Source organism: Candidatus Thiodiazotropha sp. AKAK3 (assembly GCF_058244645.1).
Genome location: NZ_JBSYOQ010000063.1, coordinates 40,001 through 59,422, shown reverse-complemented (window position 1 = coordinate 59,422; position 19,422 = coordinate 40,001). Strand labels below are relative to the sequence as shown.

Sequence of the window (19,422 nt, the reverse complement as noted above, 5' to 3'; positions counted from 1 at the left end):
ACCCTTGAACTGCAGGCCCTGGCTTCAGAACTGGAGTCTCATGTTGGACGATTCAAGGTTTGAAGAGGCGGTAGATATTCCACCGTCAATGGAGAAAGTGACTTGAAATGTTGCTCACTATAGTTTGTGGCTACTATCTGATCATGGTTTCTGTGTTATTTACACTTAAGGACAAAAAACAGGCTTTGCCCGCAACGGGCGGGGCTTTGCCCTGGCAAAAGGCTTGAGTAAAAAATACTAAAGACTGGATCAAACCTCAAACTGTCACTCACCTTACTTGGTGGGGCAGGGCCCCACCCTACCGTTTTTTTAAGAGCGGAGAAAGGATGCATTTCTAAGTCATATTATGTTTCAGCTCGCAGTTATTTATACATACCAATCACCTCTTTAAAAGAATCACCCGAACTGTTTTTCAGCCAGTAGCGTCCGTGTGTAACAAATGTTCCAGACTACTATCTCAGGATTTATAGAATGAAGTTAGTGAGGACGATCACACCGCGTTTTTTTAACATTAAGGAGTTATCAAGATGACTGTAGAGAAAATTACATTTGCTATTGTTGGTATTCTGATTATGGCTACCGTTGCAGCTTACCTAACGACTCAAGTCGATATTTTTTTATATGCTGCTATGTTTGTAGGCTTCATGATATTCCAGGCCCCCCTCACAAAATTCTGCCCACTCCCAGCATTGCTAAAAGCTATGGGAGTACCCACTGGGAGTCTATTTGGAAAAATGGATTCTGGCTCCTGAATCCATTCGTGGCGCCATTGACATCGTGATTCAACACCGCGAACTGCTATCGTTTTCTATCAGGAAAACTATGGTGGTCTAAGTTTCGACTGAAAAGATCAATGGCACCATGACCAAGGTAACAATCAATGCCAGTACCTGGAGCGGAACACCAATCTTCAGAAAATCACTAAAGCGATAGTTACCTGGACCAAGTATCAATGTATTTACCGGTGAGGCCACGGGTGTCGCGAATGCTGTGGAAGCTGCGATCGCGACTGTCATTAAAAACGGCGCTGGAGAGAGTCCCATATCAAGTGCAAGGTTAAGTGCAATGGGTGCAATCAATACTGTAGTTGCCGTATTGGAGATAAATTGACTAAACAGTGAGGTAAGCAGAAACAGCCCGCCAAGTACCGCCCTGGGTCCCATATCATGGAAAAACCCTGCCAGGCTAGTGACCATCATGCCCGAACCACCGGTCACTTCTAAAGCACGCGCCAGGGGTAACATGCCTGCAATCAACACAAGACTCTGCCAGTTCATTGACCGGTAGGCCTCATCCATACTGACACACCGAGTTGCTATCATGGCAAAGGCACCCAACATCACTGCCACCAGATTAGAGGTAAGCTGAAGGGTCATTACAATCAACATACCAAAGGTGACCAATACAGCCCAGGGTGCCTGGTTTCCATGCCAAGTACGCTCAACTATCTCCTGAGGCAGCTCCAGCAACGCCAGATCACGCCTGGGGCCGTTCATCTGCTCCAATGCTTCCCAAGGGCCGGCAAGCAACATCATGTCGCCCGCCTCCATCCTGGTTTGATCAAAATCGAGCGCCATTGGTTGATCAGCCCGTCGAATCGAGAGTACAGTCAGACCCTGACGGTTGCGGAAGTTACCTTCTCTGACGGTCTTGCCAACCAGCGGTGACCCTGGCACCACCAAAGCCTCAGCCATACCGAACTGGCCCTGTAGACGCCTGCGCAGCCCAGAGGGAAAACCCAGGTCACTTAACCCCAGATAATCTGCATGGCGATCTATTAATGCCTGGGGTGCCACTACATATAGTTCATCACCCTGACGCAGGCGAGTGCCGATCAAAACCGGCTTCAAAGCAGTCAATAGCGCGCCATGTCGCTCCACTGCCATTACGGTAATAGCAAAATTTCTTCTTAATCCAACCTCACCCACAGTCATATCACAAAGGAGTGATCCAGTACGAACCTGCAGTCGGTGCAGTCCCTCCGTAATACCGTACTCCTCTGCCATGTCATGCAGGCTCCGCCTTGCCAACTCACCTTCAGCTACCTTTCCGCCAGGTAATAGTCGCCTCCCCAGAGTCAGCATGTAGACAATACCAACAAGCAGGATTGCTCCACCGATAGGTGCAAAGTCAAAAAAGCCAAAACCTTCCATGCCGGCATCCACCAAGGCTCGACTAACTGCAAGATTCGGCGGTGTACCAATCAGCGTCAACATACCACCAATGAGCGAGGCAAAGGCTAGAGGCAGCAGCAATCTACGTGCAGCCAAGCCAGCAGAACGGGCCATACTTATAACCACAGGAATAAAAATTGCCACCACACCAGTAGAGCTCATAAATGCGGAAAGAATCGCTACTGTTGGCATCAATAATAGAATCAGATGCCACTCACTACCTCGTCCTATGGTAGCAATGCGCTGCCCAACCCACGCCGCCACACCGGTTCGATGCAGGCCCTCCCCAATAACAAACAGCCCTGCAATCATCATCACCAGTGGATCACCAAAGCCAGCAATAGCTTCGGAAGGTGTAACCACACCGGAAAGCGCCAGAGCAAGAATTACAAAAGCTGCAGTCAGGTCGAGTCTTACACGACCGCTAAAGAATAGGATTATCGCGACAAGTATTAGGGCGAAGACAAAGTAGGGTTGCCAGATCACATGGATTCCAGGAGTCAGCTATTGAATTGTTTCGATCCACTCATCAGAAGCAAGTGGAAGCCTGAAAAGGGGTCGATTAAAGCCTAACTCTAATGCAATCAACCATCCTCTTACAGTAATACCAGATTATCCCTATGTATTAACTCATCCTCATCCACATACCCCAGAACCTCTTCAATGCGACTGCTGGGTATACCCTTCAGACGCATCGTCTCCTGGGCATTATAATTGACCAGACCCCGGGCAATTTCATTTCCTGCAAGATCAATGCAGACCACAACTTCGCCACGCCCAAAATCTCCCTTAACGTCACAGACCCCAACCGCCAGCAGACTGCTCCCCTGCTCCCGTAACACACGTACCGCACCATCATCCAGAGTCAGGCTTCCTCGCGGCTGAAGCTGACCAGCTAACCAGCGTTTTCTTGCCGCCTGCCTCTCTTGAACAGGCACCAATAGTGTACCAACCTCCTCTCCTCGGGAAATGGCATCTAGAACATGCTGAGTTCTACCCGATGCGATAATCGTACCTGTACCGGAACGAGCAGCCAGCCTTGCAGCCCGTACCTTGGTTACCATACCCCCCAAACCGAGCCCACTCGCACTGCCCCCTGCCACAACATCGAGTTGCGGATTATCGACTCGCATCATATTGATCATAGAGGCATCAGGGTTGAAGCGTGGATCAGCATCAAACAGACCCTCCTGGTCTGTTAACAACACCAACAGATCAGCCTCGATCAGATTTGCCACTAAAGCAGCCAGGGTATCGTTGTCTCCGAAACGAAGCTCATCGGTTGTTACCGTATCGTTTTCGTTGACCACAGGAACCACACCCAATTCAAGCAGGGTACGAAGGGTACTGCGCGCATTCAAATAGCGGGAACGATTTTCAAGATCATCCCGGGTCAGCAGAACTTGAGCCGTATGCAGATCATATTTTTGGAATCCCGCCTCCCAGGCATGTACCAATCCCATCTGACCAATGGCTGCTGCCGCTTGCAGTTCATTTAGATTATGAGGACGGTTTCGCCAACCCATTCGGCTCATACCTTCCGCGACTGCTCCAGACGATACCAGCACCACTTCATTACCGGCATGCCGGAGTGCAGACATCTGTTCAACCCATGCAGAGAGTAATTCATGGGATAAACCCTTACCGTCAGCAGTAAGTAGTGCGCTACCGATCTTTATAACCCAGCGCCTCGAACTGGTGATCTTTTCCCGGGAAATCATTTGCTACCTGATATGGTGGTTTAAGTTAATCGACTATCCCATGAGTGATTCTGCTATCAGCTTTGCAGTGGATCCCACTCAGCATCATCATCTTCTTCAGCAGGCTGCTCCTCTACCCGCCAAATCTCCTCGAGTCGTAACATGAGGTCCGATACAAGTTGCTTTGTACCCTCACCACTTACTGCTGAGATGCCATAAACCGGCCCTTCCCAAGCCAATGCCTGACACAGATTGCGACTTCTCTCTTCAAAATCATCTGCCATCAGCAGATCTTTTTTATTCAGCACAAGCCAACGCTCTTTGGTTGAAAGCTCATCAGAATAACGCGATAGCTCCTTTTCAATCTGACGAACTTCAGCTGCACTGTCAATGGTCTCATCCAATGGTGCAATATCTACAAGATGAAGCAACAGACGGGTACGGGAGAGGTGCTTGAGAAACTGCAATCCAAGCCCTGCACCCTCTGCTGCACCCTCAATCACACCAGGAATATCAGCCACGACAAAGCTATGATCATGACCGAGACTGACAACACCGAGATTGGGATAGAGGGTAGTGAAGGGGTAATCCGCTACACGGGGCCGGGCACTGGAAACCTTGCTGATCAGGCTCGACTTACCCGCATTCGGCATTCCCAACAGACCAACATCCGCCAATAGAATCAACTCCAGGCGTAATTCCCGACGATCACCTTCAGTACCATAGGTAAATTGCCGTGGCGAACGATTGGTGCTGCTTTTAAAGTGCACATTACCTATTCCCCGCTCACCTCCTTTGGCGACCAGCATACTCTGCTGGTGCTCCAGCAGCTCACCCAGTAACTCCCCGGTTTCGTCATCCAGAATACGTGTGCCCACCGGTACTCGCACCTTGAGATCACTGCCTTTTCGACCGGTACGTTCACGGCCCATGCCATTCTGGCCACGCTCTGCCTTATGGGTTCTCTGTGTGCGAAAGTCCACCAGGGTGTTGAGGCCACTATCGGCAATCAGGTAAACACTGCCGCCATTGCCCCCATCACCACCATCAGGCCCGCCTTTGGGAATATACTTCTCGCGCCGAAATCCGGCACAACCATTTCCCCCGTCTCCGGCAATAACTTTTATCTTGGCTTCGTCTACAAATTTCATAGGCTGATGTACTGTCTCATACTAATGCGTGAAATCCGCGTGACGCCAGGCCATCGTCTGAGTTGCGCTGCCTGACAAGGAGCTGCCATTGTTGGCGCATCGCGCCTTGCCTTGGAAAGAGTGCAAGCCTCTGATATCACGCTTGAGTTAGAGACAGTGCACTAAAACGCAAAAAGCCTCGTACACAGACGAGGCTTTTGAGCGTTAATTCCGTAGTAATACTAGTCGGTAACAACGCTCACATATTTGCGATTGCGAGGGCCCTTGACTTCAAACTTCACGGTACCGTCTGCTTTGGCAAACAGGGTGTGATCCTTGCCAATGCCAACATTTACGCCATTATGGAACTGGGTGCCACGCTGACGAACGATGATATTTCCAGCTTTTATAGCCTGATCACCGAAAATCTTGACGCCAAGACGTTTGGATTCCGAATCGCGGCCGTTACGTGTACTACCGCCTGCTTTTTTATGAGCCATCTCTCTCTCCTAACCGCTAATGCCAGTGACTTGCAACTCAGTGAACCACTGACGATGTCCCTGACGTTTCATATGGTGCTTGCGGCGACGAAACTTAATGATCTTCACTTTCTTGCCACGGCCAATGGATTTAACAGTAGCCGTTACCTTGCCGCCTTCAACATAGGGCGTACCGACTTTCACATCATCACCATTGGTGATCATAAGAACCTTATCCAGCTCCACCGAAGCGCCCTCATCAGCAGTCAGCATTTCGACTTTGATGGTATCGCCTTCAGAAACGCGGTACTGTTTTCCGCCGGTTTGAATTACCGCATACATTGCATTAATCCCCGAAATATCCCGTTATTCCCCCAGCCAGACATCTGGCGAGGTAAAGAGCCGGAATTCTACCCGTACACTTTCAATGGGTCAACCCAAAGCGTGTATCAATTCTACTGAAATTACCCTAACCCTGTTTGTTGCGCTTTAAGCCTGAGCGACGGCACGCTTTTCAGCCTCGATAAATATCCGTTTTATCTGGGAAAATTCTGCTTTAATCGCCAAATCCATCTCTGCTATCGACTTCTCAACCTGGTCAGCGGTCAGATGATCCTTAAAGTCCACGCTGAGATTGACCAACACAAAATCCGGCCCCATATGCATGGTGAGTACTTCATTCACGTGATCCACGCTCTCTTTATCAGCAACTATTGCCTTAATACCTTGAATCACAGGCTGATTTGCACTCTCTCCAATTAATAGACCCTTCGTCTCATAGGCGAGCCATATCGCTGTTCCCACAAGTATTAAGCCGATTACTACCGACGCCAAACCATCGAAAAGCGGAAATCCGGTCATCTGCGCCAGCATAACGCCTAAAAATGCCACAATAAGTCCCAGCAGTGCTGCCGTATCTTCGAACAAAACAACAAATATAGAGGGATCTTTTGCCCTTTGAACCGCCTCCATATATCCCCATTTACCTTTCACCTTGGTGAATTCCCTGAAGGCGAATAGCCAGGCTGCCCCCTCAAACAACATGGCCAACCCTAGTACCACATAGTTTATTATCGGGTTACTGATCGGTTCCGGGTGCTGAATATGTTTAATCCCTTCATAGATAGAAATACCGCCACCCAGTGCGAAAATCAGGATCGCAACGATAAAGCTCCAGAAATAGATCTCCTTGCCATAGCCGAAAGGAAAAGCCTCATCCGCCGGTTTTTCAGCACGGGCCATGCCATACAGCAGTAACCCCTGATTCCCGGTATCAACAAGGGAGTGGATGCCCTCGGATAGCATTGCAGAGCTACCAGTAAAAAATGCAGCGACAAATTTGGTAATCGAGATCAATGAATTACCAGCCAATGCTGCGAAAATAACTTTTTTAGAACCAGATGCCACAACCAAACTCCTTCAACAGGTAGCCAATAAGCCGATCAATGCGACGCAGAGTATATCCTTTCTCAGCACCCAGGGAGTTCCGTCAGCTAAAAAAAACGTTAAGAGATCATCGAGTGGATTTATTCTGAACATTAAACTCTGTGTGAGAGGTATTGTTTGCAACCCGCCCGGAAAATATCGTGGTTAATTCAGATGCAGGCAGAGGGTGACTGAAATAGAATCCTTGTAGAGCATCACAACCATATTGGCGTAAGTTTTCTGCTTGAGCTTCAGTTTCAACACCCTCAGCAATGACATCAAGTTTTAAACGTTTCGCCATTTCAATGATTGTCATAGTAATCTCTTTTACACTTTCATTATCCTGAAACTCACGGGTAAAAGACTGATCGATCTTGATACGATCAAAAGGAAAATGTTGCAGATTACTCAATGATGAGTAGCCTGTACCAAAGTCATCGATTGCAAGCTGTACACCCTCTTCCTTCAACAGATGCATAGCAGATCTTGCCTCATCAAGATTTTGCATGACTGTACTCTCAGTGACCTCCAATTCTAAAAACCTGGGATCAAGCCCGCTGTCATCAAGAGATCTACGCACTTCAGCCACCAGGTTCTTGTCACTGAACTGCACTGGTGAGAGATTAACAGCCAAACGTAGAGGCCCGAAGCCTTCATGATTCCACTGTTGCACCTGTTTGCAAGCCGTGCGTAACACCCACAAACCGATTGAACGAATTAATCCAGTATGTTCAGCAACCGGAATAAAAGCGCTGGGATAGACCAGACCTAACTCAGGATTATGCCAACGTATGAGCGCTTCAACTCCAAAAATACGTCCGTTACCGGTAACTACCTGGGGTTGGTAGTAGACCTCGAATTCACTGCGCTCAATCGCATAAGTAAGCGCCTGTTCCAACTGAGATCCCTCTTTAACCTCTTTAGCTATCTGCTCAGAAAAGAGACAGATGGAATCTGAATTCTGCATACGCGCACGAAACACAGCCATATTGGCATCACGCAATAAACTCTCTCCATCCTGACTTTCGGTAGGCCAGAGACTCAATCCTATGCTCGGCCCGAGAAAAGCAGAGTTACCCTCATACACCATAGGTTGCTGTAATACAGCAAGAAGATTTTTCGCAATCAAGTGCGCTGACTCCAGGTCATTAAGTCCATTCACTAAAACACCGAAGTCATCACCACCTAGATGAGCAACAAGATCATCGCTTCGCACCACATCACGAATCCGCTGTGCAATCGCTTGTAATAACTGATTACCAGCTGCTCCGCCGATGATTCCGCCAGCAGAGCCCAACCATTTAACATGCACAATCATCAATGCAGAGCACTTGAAATCATCAGAGCCCGAACTGCTCAAGCCTCTCAAATATTCATCCAATGCGTATTGATTAGGTAAGCCGGTTACAGCATGGTGCATAGCCTGATCATACATTCTGATGTTCAGTGACTTGTTAACCTGTCTCTCATGCAGATGAAGCCAGACCCCCCATAGCGGGAAGCCTATAAGTAGTGGAACAATCGAGGCAGCAGGGGCAAACCAGACTTGGCTGAGAGACAAGGTAAGCCCTGATAGAGCGGGTAGACCAACAATCGCAATCAGAAATAGAACAATAGACAGAGGAAACCTGGTTGAAGACAGCACCAAAGCAATCACCCCTGTTATGATCAAGGTCAGGAGCAGATGATATCCATGATCCATCACTCTCAATAAGCTGCCATTCAAGAGACCACTCAGCACATGGGCATTCAACCTGACCCCTGGCATGCGCTGATGACTCTGGGATACTGGTGTAGAAATAACATCACCCAGACCGGTAGCAGTTGAGCCAATCAATACATACCGACCTTCAATCCTCGATGCAATTTCATCATCATTGAGCAGTTGATGAACAGAAATGGTTTCAACTGTATCCGGACTTGGATCATAAGGAATTAAAAACTCTCCGGAGCGCAGCCAACTTGACTCACTGCTCATTGGTGACCGTTTATTGATCATACCAGGCAGAGAAATCTGCTCACCTGCCACATTCATAAGCGCTAAAGAAAATGTTGCCCAACGGGCATCATCCAGTCCAGCATGCAAGAAAAACCTACGGCAAAGCCCATCACTGTCGATCTCAAAATCAACATGTCCCAAACCAGCTGCAGATGATGCAAGTATGGGAAGCGGCAGCACCTCTGAAATCGAAATGCCTGACAGAGGATTACTCGGTGCCACAGCAAGTACGGTAACCCCGTTTGCTGCAATTGCTTCGGCAAAAAGTTGATCGGCCTGAGGATCGTTCCGTTCAGCTTCAGAGAAAAGCACATCAAATCCAACAACCCGTGCATTCATAACTGTCAAACGATCAAGCAGTTCAGCATGAAAACGTCGGGACCAGGGCCAACGACCAAGCTCCTCTAGACTCTTATCATCAATGGCGACTACCACCAACTCATCACTGATATGATTATCAAGAAGATTGAGAAAGTAGTCGTAAAACAGAAAGTCGAGGCGCTTAATTGCCGCACTACCAATGAGTACATTGGCACAGACAACTAAAGCTACCGCCAGGATAACCTGACTGACTTTTCCTTTATTGAAAAAGTGCTTGAACATTCCTCTACAAAAACAGCAAACCGTAAATCAGACTTGCAGGAACTATCCAAACGCTTATACCAAGCAGAGGGTCGATCTTGTGGACATCACTCCATGGCCCCTGATAATCATCCTCGTCTACTACACAGACTCTCAAATAGCGTAGTTGACTATAGATATGTTCGATTTCAATCTCATTTTTCGAGACAACTTGATCAAGTTCAAGATGGTTGAAGTCTGGATCATGAGCTATCTGAACATGATAACGATGATCAGAATCTAGCTGTTGCCAGGAGCCCATAACTCGCTCTTCAGTAACCACCATAGTGACACCAGGTGGCTCCAGTTCAGATCTGAGACGCCATGAACGAACGATTCCGGCAGGCCCCAGCTCTCCACTATCTGATTTCGCAGCAACACGCCAATAGTAGGTTCCCGGTTCGGATATATCGGTCAGTTTGATATGATCGACATCTTCAACCTCCCTCTTAATGACAATATCCTCGAAAGCCTGATCCGTTGCGACTTCCAGGAGATAACCACTCGCATAGTCGGGCCTATCCCACTTCAGCTCAATATCGCCTCCCTGCAACATCTCTCCATCAGCCGGGCTAAGTGATTGCGGTGGTTGAGGATGCCTGTCAAGAATAAGCCTCTTAACCGTGTTACTGCCTTCCAGCCCATCTGCATCGATACCTCGAACGCTTACCCAATAGTCTCCATCTGGTAGATCCGGAAGGCTAAGCTGATGATCAGTAACGACCTGTTCCCAGAGCAGAATATCCAATTGTTGATTATCACTGACCTCTAGCCGGTAGTTTTTAGCCCCCGCGAGCTTTTGCCAGCCAAGTTGCCAATCCAACTCTCTGAGAGGTTCGGGAATTTCATTCAGTTTGGGTGGTGATAATAGTTTTCGCGGTGGTATTGGTGGCTGCCCCTGAGTTACCTGGGTACCAAACCCGGCTTTAACCAGCGCTTGCTCTTCAGCGCCACTGACCACCACATCCCCTTCCAGAACCTCAATGTTAGAGGATTCTCCATCCAGGCTGACAGCCGCACGATAAGCTGTACCTCGAACTGCAGTTATTGCAGATGGTGTATGAATTTCAAAACGTGATCCAGGACCTTCGGAAGGTTTTACTCTGGTTTGTATACGGCCGCGACCCAGATGCAGTCTTGAATCAACCATCCCTGTCTCACCATGGGCACTGAGATGGTCAAAGCGCATCTCTGCATCACTGTGCAGTGTCAACCTTGTGTCATCAGCAAAGACAATAGCAACACTGCTATCTTGTCCTGTCTTCAGCGTATCCCCCAAATGGATCAAAGCACCAGGCTTGAGGTCATTCAGAGCTGTTCCATCTGAGCGGGTAATTTTGACTTGACCACCAATCAATTCGATTCGTGCAGGAACTGCATTGCTACGAATCCACTTCATCGGGACCCTAAGCCAACTGCCGGGCTGCAAGCGTTTGGGGTTCTTGATGTTATTCAGCTTTCGAAGCTGTTCGAACCTCATCACACTGTCTAAGTACTTGGTGCTGAAATCCCACAGGTTGTCACCATCGACGACTGTATATACCCAATCTGCAGAGTGTACAGGCATGGAGAGCAACATAAAGAGAAGTGCAGATTTTAATAATGAGATTCGCTTCAGCAATGGACTTCCCCTTTTTGTCCCAAGATTAGCGATATTGTTGAACGCCCATCAGGAATCCAGATCATGAATTCGAATAAAGTTCTTTATGCAATAAGTCTATACCAAACACAATACACTGACAGCTCATCCAAATCATGAAAGTGCAGAATAACGGTTAGGTTCCACCCGATCCAGGTCGAAATGAGTCACCAAGCTTCCATAGAGCAAACAAAATTTAGACATCGACAGCACAATGGCGCCCTAAATCAGTTAAATTTAGATTTATGATAAAACCGGGCTAATCGATAAGGAATTCGATCAAAAGGATCGATATTCGGGAAAGCGCAAGGTTACACAATCCCGCTGAGCGCCTGCAATTACGCAGGTTAAGGAAAAATGGAGCCGGCGAGAGGATTCGAACCCCCGACCAGCTGATTACAAATCAGCTGCTCTACCAACTGAGCTACGCCGGCTAAGGAGTGCGAATTCTAAGCGTTTCTTCTCTCTCTGGCAATCCTAACGACACTCAACAGCCTTAGAAACCAGTTCGGGAAAATCTTTCACCAGTCTGGACCAGTCTTGATCACTGATTCCAGTAGGGTCGTTTGCCTGATACCTGAGCCAATAATTGGTTTTTTCCCGGTATCGAGGTTGAATAACCGATTCAAACCCTAATGCATCGATTTCACGTTTTCGATCCCCTGCACGAACCTCATCCCGGAACAGTCCCAGGGAGATGGCGTGCACCAATTCACCACTGGTAAAGCGCCACAGGTCTGAAACACCGGATTCTTCCAACCTTTTCGCTATCTTGACCGCCTCCCTGCGGGTAGCTTGTTGCGGAATAAGTACCCAATACCCGGCCTGCTCATTACGCGTTTCCGATTGAAGTTCAGGTTTTAATCCAAGTGCGCGGAGGCGAACAGATATCTCTTCCGCCGCCGATCTGGTTTCCACATACCCAACCATGGCGCAGCGTGGCACCACATCAGATGTGGTGACCATTTCCGGCTCAACTGCAACATCAGCTGTTTCCGAGGGCTTATCAGCTTCCAGCTCCAGTTCAGCCTGAGATTGAGCCTCAACAACAGCAGCGTCAGCAGGCTGGGTTTGTTCAGCTTCAGGGTCGGCTTTGCTATCCATAGTTTGCATCGCCTCTTCATCTTTCACAGTATCTGTTTCATCGACCGTAGCGCTTTGACTAAGCTCACTTGCAAGTCTTAACTCGCCTACATCAGTCGTAGCGTATGATATCTCTACCTCCTGCTGTTGAGGGTAAATCAACAGAAACAGGCCAAGATTAATCAGTATCAGAATAAAGAAGAACCATTTCATAAGTCAGTTTGTTTAACCTAAAAAGATCAGTTGGGCAGCGTGATTCACCCAACAGGTGACCAAGACCGTCGCAGCTATTTTCAAAAAAATCAGGAACCTGCTATTAGAATGGAGCGGTCAACTGATTCTTTTAGGTTTAAGTCGACTGTAAGGCCAAGCCTTGTAAAACCAGATCGGGTACGATCTGGTGAGCAATCATAAGATATTCAGACAATTGATGGGCATTTCCACCGGTAAGAATGCATTCCACGCCACCACCACAAATTTCCTGCAAACGCAGCAGTGACCTTTCTACCATGCATAGGTGTGTCAGCATAGCACCACTTTGAACGGCTGTTGCGGTATCAGTCGCAAATTCACTTAAATTCAAGTGATTGTTATCTATGGAAAGATCTGTATTAAGATCAAGACACTTGGCATAAAGTTGCAATCCAGGGATTATGGTTCCACCCAAATGGCATCCTTTATCATCCATGCCATCAATCGTAGTTGCCGAGCCCAGATCCACCACAATCACAGGCCTGTTACAGATTCTGCGCGCAGCAAGTAGAGCCAGCCAGCGATCCACTCCCAATTGCGAAGGTGTAGCATAACCGTTGACTACCCCTAATTCCTGCTGCACTGTTTCTGATATCCGCACGGTAGCTTGCCAATGCCGAGTGATCCATGAGGTTAAATTATCGACCACTTTCTGCTGTCTGACAGAGGCAATATGCACTTCCGCAGGTTCAGCCATATCAGACCATGGGGTATCAATTGCCTCGGGTAACTCTTGAGAGTTTGCTCGATGAACAACTTGAGACTGCAAATCCTTTTCACTAGCCCATTTGATCAATGTATTGCCAATATCAACAAAAAGCTTCATGACAAGACCTATCCGGCTCTCCTTAGACTGACTTCACCAGCATGAAAACAACGGGGCTCCCCCTCGATCCGAATAAGGATTCCTCCGGAGTCATCGATACCGAGGTGCTGACCATTTTGGGCACGATTGGCACTGCGGATTACCACCTCTTTCCCCATAAACAGATCACTGGCATGCCACTCATCTATAAAACTTCGCAACCCTTCAGCTCTATATTGTTCCGCAATGTCACTTAAGTGAATTGTCAAACTGGCAGCAAGTTCACTTCGGCTACAGGCTGCAATTTCAGGTATCTCTCGTAAATCACTCCAGGGCTGATCTATCTCTTCTCCCAGGCTACCCATGCCAACATTGAGACCGACACCCACAACCACCTGAGACGGACCACTGGTTTCACCTGACACCTCAAGCAGCAGTCCTGCCAACTTTTTTCCCTGCCAAAGAATATCATTGGGCCACTTAAGCCCTGCTTGATAACAATTCAGTTGACGTAACAGTCGTAAAACACCAATTGCCGATGCCAGACTTAGTCCTGCTACTTGCGTCGGAGCAAGGTCAAAACGAAACAGCATGGAAAAATAGAGGTTTCTGCCAAAAGGCGATACCCATTGGCGGCCATGCCGACCTCTACCGCCATTTTGTTGCTCAGCCAAACAGACAGACCCTGACTCAATCCCCAAAGCAGCCTGTTGCATAAGCCAGCTGTTGGTGGAATCGATTGTAGTGTGAATATTCAGTGAAGGTAGAGTGCCTGGATTTGATTGTTGTAATCGTTCAATTATCTTTTCACGATCCAGTAAATCAAGGGACTCACTGAGCCGGTAACCCTTACCTTTAACAGCATCGATCCCAAGAAGATAGCGGTCCTTCACGAGTTGTAGTTTTTTCCAAACTGCAGCACGGCTAACACCAAGCTTAGCCCCCAGCTCTTCACCAGAGTGGAAGCGCCCATCCGCCATGATTTTAACCAAGTCAAAATTATCTGACATTACCCATCAACCATGCTGTCAGTCGATTTGCCGCCTCTGTATCTTCCTCATCGGTCAGTTTAAAATAACAGGTATCTTGCGGCGCTTCTGTTGGCTGCAGATGGATAGACATCAACATGTCACGTCGAAACAGATGAAGTTCAATAGTGCAACCCAGGTCAGTGTCGGCTATATATCTTTCAAGTTGCTTGGCATTTACCCTAAGTCCATCTACTGCGATAATCTCATCGCCAGCTGATAACCCACTATTTTGTGCTGCGCCTCCATCAAATACCTGCTCTACACGAATTACCCCATTTTTATCTGTCCATTTCGCTCCAATCGCAAGAGTGACACCAGGATCAGCTTCGGATCTACGAACTATGCCACCTTTATCCTCCTGCGACTTTGCCGGCATCAGTTTCAACTCTACACCAAACAACTCGAGACACTCTCTAAGGGGTAACTCAGCTGTTGAACGAAGTCCTAAATCAAAAAGTGGCTTGAGATCCAACGATGTTATCTCGGTAGCGACCTCTTCAAAACCATTTTCAGGTACACCTTTACCGGTTTTTCCATAGCGTAACCACATCTCACGCATTACCTGATCAAGTGATGAGGCACCGTTACTCTGCAAACGAATCGTCAGATCAAGTATCAAAGCAAATAGAGCACCTTTTGCATAGTAGCTGACAATTGCGTTGGGGGCGTTCTCATCCTGTTTATAAAACTTGGTCCAAACATCGAAACTGGATTCTTCAAGTGTCTGCTTAAACCGCCCACTACCACGCATTACCCGAGTCACCGTCTCAGCTAACATTATGAAGTATTCGTCCCGCTCAATGACGCCACTACGGAGCAACATCAACTCGTCATAGTAAGAGGTAATACCCTCGAAAACCCATAATTGGCGCGTGTAAACTTCGTGAAGTGTGCTCTGCTCAGTAAATACCTTTGGCGTAATGCGTTTTACATTCCAAAGATGGAAATATTCATGACTGCATAGGGCCAACAACCTTCTATATCCTGCAGAATTCTCCTTAATTCGTTTTGGAGGTATTTCATCACGGGGAAATATCAAACTGGTAGAACTTTTATGTTCAAGTCCGCCATACCCGTTATCGACCAGACGTAATAAAAAGAGGTAATTTGTGGTTGGAAGTTCTCCGAATAGCTCAACCTGTTTTTTACAAATTAAATGTAAATCGTTACAAATCTTCTCATGATCAAACCTTTTAGTACCACTTACAACAAATCGATGTTTGCAATCAGCTGCCTCAAATTCACTCTCGGAAAAGTGACCAATCTCTGCCGGACAATCGATTAGTTCTTCATAGTCTGTAGCTATGTATGTCCCAAAACCCGATTCGTTACAGCTTTCAGGGCTTAACGGGTAAGCGACATTCCAGCCCAGTAGTTGTTGATCTTCTGGCGCTACTATTTCCAGCGAGCATCGGCTTTGCTCTTGCCCACTTACCCCTAAAAAAACTGCTGGACCATTAAAATAAGCGTGATTGATATCAAAGTGAGCTGATCTCACTGACAGTTCCCATGCGTAGATAAGATATCGAATTGTTAACGCACCCTCTACAGGCTCAATTTGCCAAGTCTGTTTATCAAGTTTTTTCAACTCAACATGCGCTTTATTGCATGACGCTTGAATAGATGTGATATGTCTGGCGTAATCCCTTATCAAATAACTTCCGCGAATCCATGCAGGAAGGTAGACGACCTGACCAGAAGGATCCGGGTTATTTATGGTGATTTCGACTTCGAAAGTATGTGACTGCGGAGATTTCAGTCGGATTTTGTAGTAAATCATTCTCAATTCCAGTCTTGGACAGCCATACGACCTTGTTCATTGACAGGACGAGCAATCAGTCCAGAGTGCGTTGCACTAACCCGAAAGCGAGCGCCTTTCTTTATTGGCATGTAGACCGAACTGCCATACATCACATCTAAAATTCCAAACCGATCTATCAGGTATGATAACAGACCATCCAATTGAACGATTTCTGATGAAAGATGGTATGTCTGTTGATCTTTTTGGCTATTCCGATACAACTTTCCACTTAGTGTCTCTAATCTCACAATGGGCTCTTTACCAAGCACAGTAAACCAGGGTTTCCATTTTATAAATCTGGCGTCAACTCGCCACTCATCCGCTGATATAAGATAGTTTGTTTCTCTACCATCAATAGTCAGATTTACACTGGCTCCCTGATCTGTAATCTCAGAAACCATCACCTCTACCAACTCAACTTCTTTAGTTAACTGAATATAAGTTTGAAGATTTAATAGAAGCAAAAAAATTATTGTTGCTGAAAAAACAAACATGGATCCAAATACACCACTAACACCTCCCCTCATTAGACGCCTTTGTATAATAATTTGGCGCACAGAGAGTATAAGTAACGACGATCCGATAATCAGTAGAACAAGGGCTATGAGCATTTGATGATATTAGGGCCTGTTAAGACTAATGAATCTGTTGGCTAGGATTTTACGCTTTATAGCAAAAAAAAACCCCGTATCGTTTCCGATACGGGGTTTTTACATAAAAACCTGGCAGTGACCTACTTTAACATGGGGAAACCCCACACTATCATCGGCGCTATGTCGTTTCACTTCCGAGTTCGAGATGGGATCGGGTGGTACCAACATGCTATGGCCGCCAGGCAAACTGTTGGAGTCGCCCCAGCTGGGACGACTCGCATTCGGTTAGATCGCTTAAGTTTATTGAGTATGCGTTTGCTCGAACCAAACCCAAAACGTTTGGGTGTTATATGGTCAAGTCTCACGGGCAATTAGTACTGGTTAGCTTCATACATTGCTGTACTTCCACACCCAGCCTATCAACGTTGTAGTCTTCAACGGCCCTTCAGTGTCTTCAAGAGACAAGTGAGATCTAATCTTGGGAGGGGCTTCCCGCTTAGATGCTTTCAGCGGTTATCCTGTCCGTATTTAGCTACCCGGCAATGCCACTGGCGTGACAACCGGAACACCAGAGATACGTCCACTCCGGTCCTCTCGTACTAGGAGCAGCTTCCCTCAAATCTCAAACGCCCACGGCAGATAGGGACCGAACTGTCTCACGACGTTCTAAACCCAGCTCGCGTACCACTTTAAATGGCGAACAGCCATACCCTTGGGACCGACTTCAGCCCCAGGATGTGATGAGCCGACATCGAGGTGCCAAACACCGCCGTCGATATGAACTCTTGGGCGGTATCAGCCTGTTATCCCCGGAGTACCTTTTATCCGTTGAGCGATGGCCCTTCCATACAGAACCACCGGATCACTAAGACCTACTTTCGTACCTGCTCGACTTGTCTGTCTCGCAGTCAAGCACCCTTATGCCTTTGCACTCGTTGCGCGATGTCCGACCGCGCTGAGGGTACCTTCGTGCTCCTCCGTTACTCTTTGGGAGGAGACCGCCCCAGTCAAACTACCCACCATACACTGTCCCTAACCCGGATAACGGGTCGAGGTTAGAACTCCAAATATGTCAGGGTGGTATTTCAAGGTTGGCTCCACGAAGACTGGCGTCTTCGCTTCAAAGCCTCCCACCTATCCTACACAAACATATTCAAAGTCCAGTGCAAAGCTGTAGTAAAGGTTCACGGGGTCTTTCCGTCTAGCCGCGGGTACACTGCATCTTAACAGCGATTTCAATTTCACTGAGTCTCTGGTGGAGACAGCGTGGCCATCGTTACGCCATTCGTGCAGGTCGGAACTTACCCGACAAGGAATTTCGCTACCTTAGGACCGTTATAGTTACGGCCGCCGTTTACCGGGGCTTCGATCAAGAGCTTCGTCCGAGGACTAACCCCATCAATTAACCTTCCGGCACCGGGCAGGCGTCACACCCTATACTTCCTCTTTCGAGTTTGCAGAGTGCTATGTTTTTAATAAACAGTCGCAGCCACCTGGTCACTGCAACCCTCTTCTGCTCCGAGAGCAAGTCTCTTCACATACCAAGGGCGTACCTTCTCCCGAAGTTACGGTACTATTTTGCCTAGTTCCTTCACCAGAGTTCTCTCAAGCGCCTTGGGATTCTCACCCTACCCACCTGTGTCGGTTTGGAGTACGGTTACTTATTATCTGAAGCTTAGAGGTTTTTCCTGGAAGTATGGCATCAATCACTTCGTCTCACATGGAGACTCGTCATCACGTCTCAGAATTGCCAGTCCGGATTTACCTAAACTGACTCCCTACACGCTTAAACCGGGTAAACCAACACCCGGATGACCTAGCCTTCTCCGTCACCCCATCGCAATAATAAGTAGTTCCGGAATATTAACCGGATTCCCATCGACTACGCATTTCTGCCTCGCCTTAGGGGCCGACTAACCCTGCTCCGATTAGCGTTGAGCAGGAAACCTTGGGTTTTCGGCGAGGGGGCCTCTCACCCCCTTTATCGTTACTCATGTCAGCATTCGCACTTCTGATACCTCCAGCATGCTTTACAACACACCTTCGCAGGCTTACAGAACGCTCCTCTACCATGCGTGTAAACACGCATCCGCAGCTTCGGTACATGGCTTAAGCCCCGTTAAATCTTCCGCGCAGGCCGACTCGACTAGTGAGCTATTACGCTTTCTTTAAAGGATGGCTGCTTCTAAGCCAACCTCCTAGCTGTCTATGCCTTCCCACATCGTTTCCCACTGAGCCATGATTTAGGGACCTTAGCTGGCGGTCTGGGTTGTTTCCCTTTCCACGACGGACGTTAGCACCCGCCGTGTGTCTCCCGCGATTGCACTTCCAAGTATTCGGAGTTTGCATCGGTTTGGTAAGCCGGGATGGCCCCCTAGCCGAAACAGTGCTCTACCCCCTGGAGTGAGACGCGAGGCGCTACCTAAATAGCTTTCGAGGAGAACCAGCTATCTCCGGGCTTGATTAGCCTTTCACTCCTATCCACAGCTCATCCCCTCATTTTTCAACATAAGTGGGTTCGGGCCTCCAGCGCGTGTTACCGCACCTTCACCCTGGCCATGGATAGATCGCCCGGTTTCGGGTCTACTCCCAGCGACTGAACGCCCTATTAAGACTCGGTTTCCCTACGCCTCCCCTATTCGGTTAAGCTTGCCACTGAGAAGTAAGTCGCTGACCCATTATACAAAAGG

Annotated in this window: 14 protein-coding genes, 1 tRNA gene and 2 rRNA genes (1 of these 17 running past the window's edge); 1 reads left to right on the top strand and 16 read right to left on the bottom strand. The window is 47.8% G+C overall.

The window, feature by feature from the left end; translation table 11 throughout:
* Positions 1-527 precede the first annotated feature (527 nt).
* Positions 528-752 (top strand): YgaP-like transmembrane domain, encoded by a 225-nt coding sequence (locus AC4IE7_RS16615; RefSeq protein WP_490777977.1) that lies wholly within the window; start codon positions 528-530, stop codon positions 750-752.
* 78 nt (positions 753-830) lie between these two features.
* On the opposite strand, the gene AC4IE7_RS16610 is transcribed toward AC4IE7_RS16615, so the two are convergent.
* The 16 genes from AC4IE7_RS16610 to AC4IE7_RS16535 form a co-directional block, all read right to left on the bottom strand.
* On the bottom strand, positions 831-2,660 hold the full coding sequence (locus tag AC4IE7_RS16610) for an SLC13 family permease (protein WP_490777976.1): 1,830 nt from the start codon (positions 2,658-2,660) through the stop codon (positions 831-833).
* A 110-nt stretch (positions 2,661-2,770) separates the two neighbouring features.
* A complete protein-coding gene (gene proB / locus AC4IE7_RS16605) occupies positions 2,771-3,895 on the bottom strand; it encodes a glutamate 5-kinase (protein ID WP_490777975.1) in 1,125 nt (374 codons plus the stop codon).
* Between the two features lie 56 nt (positions 3,896-3,951).
* The gene (gene cgtA / locus AC4IE7_RS16600; RefSeq protein WP_490777974.1) at positions 3,952-5,025 is read right to left on the bottom strand and encodes an Obg family GTPase CgtA; all 1,074 of its coding nucleotides are present in this window, start codon (positions 5,023-5,025) and stop codon (positions 3,952-3,954) included.
* Positions 5,026-5,246: 221 nt separating this feature from the next.
* On the bottom strand, positions 5,247-5,504 hold the full coding sequence (rpmA, locus tag AC4IE7_RS16595) for a 50S ribosomal protein L27 (protein WP_490777973.1): 258 nt from the start codon (positions 5,502-5,504) through the stop codon (positions 5,247-5,249).
* A gap of 9 nt (positions 5,505-5,513) precedes the next feature.
* The gene (gene rplU / locus AC4IE7_RS16590; RefSeq protein ID WP_490777972.1) at positions 5,514-5,825 is read right to left on the bottom strand and encodes a 50S ribosomal protein L21; all 312 of its coding nucleotides are present in this window, start codon (positions 5,823-5,825) and stop codon (positions 5,514-5,516) included.
* Positions 5,826-5,972: 147 nt separating this feature from the next.
* Positions 5,973-6,890, bottom strand: a complete 918-nt coding sequence (locus AC4IE7_RS16585) for a cation diffusion facilitator family transporter (protein ID WP_490777971.1) — start codon at positions 6,888-6,890, stop codon at positions 5,973-5,975.
* A 106-nt stretch (positions 6,891-6,996) separates the two neighbouring features.
* Positions 6,997-9,510, bottom strand: a complete 2,514-nt coding sequence (locus AC4IE7_RS16580; RefSeq protein ID WP_490777970.1) for a putative bifunctional diguanylate cyclase/phosphodiesterase — start codon at positions 9,508-9,510, stop codon at positions 6,997-6,999.
* A 4-nt stretch (positions 9,511-9,514) separates the two neighbouring features.
* Positions 9,515-11,149: a FecR domain-containing protein gene (locus AC4IE7_RS16575; protein ID WP_490777969.1), complete on the bottom strand. Its 1,635-nt coding sequence runs from the start codon at positions 11,147-11,149 to the stop codon at positions 9,515-9,517.
* A gap of 376 nt (positions 11,150-11,525) precedes the next feature.
* A tRNA-Thr gene (locus AC4IE7_RS16570) sits at positions 11,526-11,601 on the bottom strand.
* A 43-nt stretch (positions 11,602-11,644) separates the two neighbouring features.
* On the bottom strand, positions 11,645-12,463 hold the full coding sequence (locus AC4IE7_RS16565; protein WP_490777968.1) for an SPOR domain-containing protein: 819 nt from the start codon (positions 12,461-12,463) through the stop codon (positions 11,645-11,647).
* 136 nt (positions 12,464-12,599) lie between these two features.
* Positions 12,600-13,328 (bottom strand): type III pantothenate kinase, encoded by a 729-nt coding sequence (locus AC4IE7_RS16560; protein ID WP_490777967.1) that lies wholly within the window; start codon positions 13,326-13,328, stop codon positions 12,600-12,602.
* Positions 13,329-13,336: 8 nt separating this feature from the next.
* A complete protein-coding gene (birA, locus tag AC4IE7_RS16555) occupies positions 13,337-14,317 on the bottom strand; it encodes a bifunctional biotin--[acetyl-CoA-carboxylase] ligase/biotin operon repressor BirA (protein WP_490777966.1) in 981 nt (326 codons plus the stop codon).
* On the bottom strand, positions 14,307-16,118 hold the full coding sequence (locus AC4IE7_RS16550; protein WP_490777965.1) for a M61 family metallopeptidase: 1,812 nt from the start codon (positions 16,116-16,118) through the stop codon (positions 14,307-14,309). Before AC4IE7_RS16550 ends, birA begins: the two co-directional genes overlap by 11 nt.
* Before the next feature lie 2 nt (positions 16,119-16,120).
* Complete coding sequence (locus tag AC4IE7_RS16545) at positions 16,121-16,633, bottom strand: hypothetical protein (RefSeq protein ID WP_490777964.1); 513 nt, start codon at positions 16,631-16,633, stop codon at positions 16,121-16,123.
* 226 nt (positions 16,634-16,859) lie between these two features.
* Positions 16,860-16,975 (bottom strand): 5S ribosomal RNA (gene rrf, locus AC4IE7_RS16540).
* Between the two features lie 107 nt (positions 16,976-17,082).
* Positions 17,083-19,422: ribosomal RNA gene (locus AC4IE7_RS16535) — 23S ribosomal RNA — on the bottom strand; it runs 546 nt beyond the window's last position.